Source organism: Mesorhizobium sp. M1E.F.Ca.ET.063.01.1.1, assembly GCF_003998155.1.
Taxonomy (GTDB): Bacteria; Pseudomonadota; Alphaproteobacteria; order Rhizobiales; family Rhizobiaceae; genus Mesorhizobium.
Map to the genome: position 1 here is coordinate 1 of NZ_RZSC01001133.1, position 1,340 is coordinate 1,340.

The window sequence follows — 1,340 nt, forward strand, 5'->3', positions numbered from 1 at the left end:
GGCCTGGGCATATTCGTCGACCAAGCGTTCGAGCTTCTGCTGTGCCTCGTCGAGGCCGGCCCCGGTCAGCGGCGGCGGCAGATGGCCGAGCGTGACGGCCGAAATCCGGCGCTTGGCCTGCGCCGCCTCGCCGGGATTGGAGACAATGAAGGGATAGATGACCGGCAGCGAGCCGGTGACGATCTCGGGAAAGCAGCTTTCCGATAGCGCGACCGTCTTGCCCGGCAGCCACTCCAGCGTGCCGTGCGCGCCGACATGGACGATGGCGTGCACGCCGAGCGATTTCCGCAGCCAGAGGCCGAAGGCGATCAATTCGTGGCGGGGAGGGAGAGTGGGGTCGTGATAGTCGGCGCGGCGGTCGGCCGAGCGGCCGCGGTCGGGGGCCAGCGCGACGGTGATGTTGCCGAAGGTCGCGGCGCGGAAGGGGAAGCTCGCCAGAGTTAGCGCGTGAACACCCCCCTCTGTCCTGCCGGAGATGTCCGGCAGGACAGAGGGGGGTGCCTCGCGCAACCCTATCTCGCCCTCTGCCTCACCCCATGCGGCCTCTACCGCGTCTATCACTGCCATCGGCAGTTCCGCTGAGAAGCACCGATAGTCGTCTAGACTCAACCCTTGCCCGCCCATCTCCAGCGCATCCAGCAACGCGCGCGGCGATTGTGGAATCCCGTCAACCGCATAGCCCTGTTCCTTCAAGTCATGCAGCATGGCGAGCACGCTCGACGGCACGTCGAGGCCGACGGCATAGCCCGTACGCCCTGGGGCACTCGGATAGTCCGGAATCAGGATTGCCAGCTTGCGCTTGGCCCGCTCGGTCCGTTGCAGGCGAATGAACATCGCGGTGCGCTTGGCGACCTGCGCGACGCGGTTGGCTTCAGGCCGGTTGGCGAAGGCGCGGAAGGCGAGCGCCGGATCGGCTTCGATCTCGCCCTTGAATGAAATCGCGCCGGCCAGGATGCGGCCGTCGAGTTCTGGCAGCACGACATGCATGGCGAGGTCTGCTGGCGCCAGGCCGCGCTGGTTCTTCTCCCAGACCTCGCGCTTCGTCGTGGCGACGATGACCTGGAAGACCGGCACGCCGGCGCGGTCGAAAAGTGTTTCGGCGCCGGGTTCCGCGCCGGAGGCGAAGGCGGTGGCGGTGATGATGGCGGCCGGGTTCAGCGAGGCGAGGGCGGTTTCGACGAAATCCAGCGAGGCTCTATCCTTGAGGCTGGACACGAAGATCGGCACCGGGGCCATGCCTTGCAGCCGCAATGCTTCCGCGAGGGCATCTATCGGCGCTATGTCGGCGGCAAGTAGCATGGAGCGATAGAAGAGGATCGGGATGATGGACGCGGCGTTTC

1 protein-coding gene is annotated in these 1,340 nt (G+C 66.6%); it reads right to left on the reverse strand.

Annotated features, from left to right (window positions below; translation table 11 throughout):
• On the reverse strand, positions 1 to 1,340 hold a 1,340-nt coding region (locus EOA29_RS36660; protein ID WP_189479123.1), incomplete at both ends, for a cobaltochelatase subunit CobN.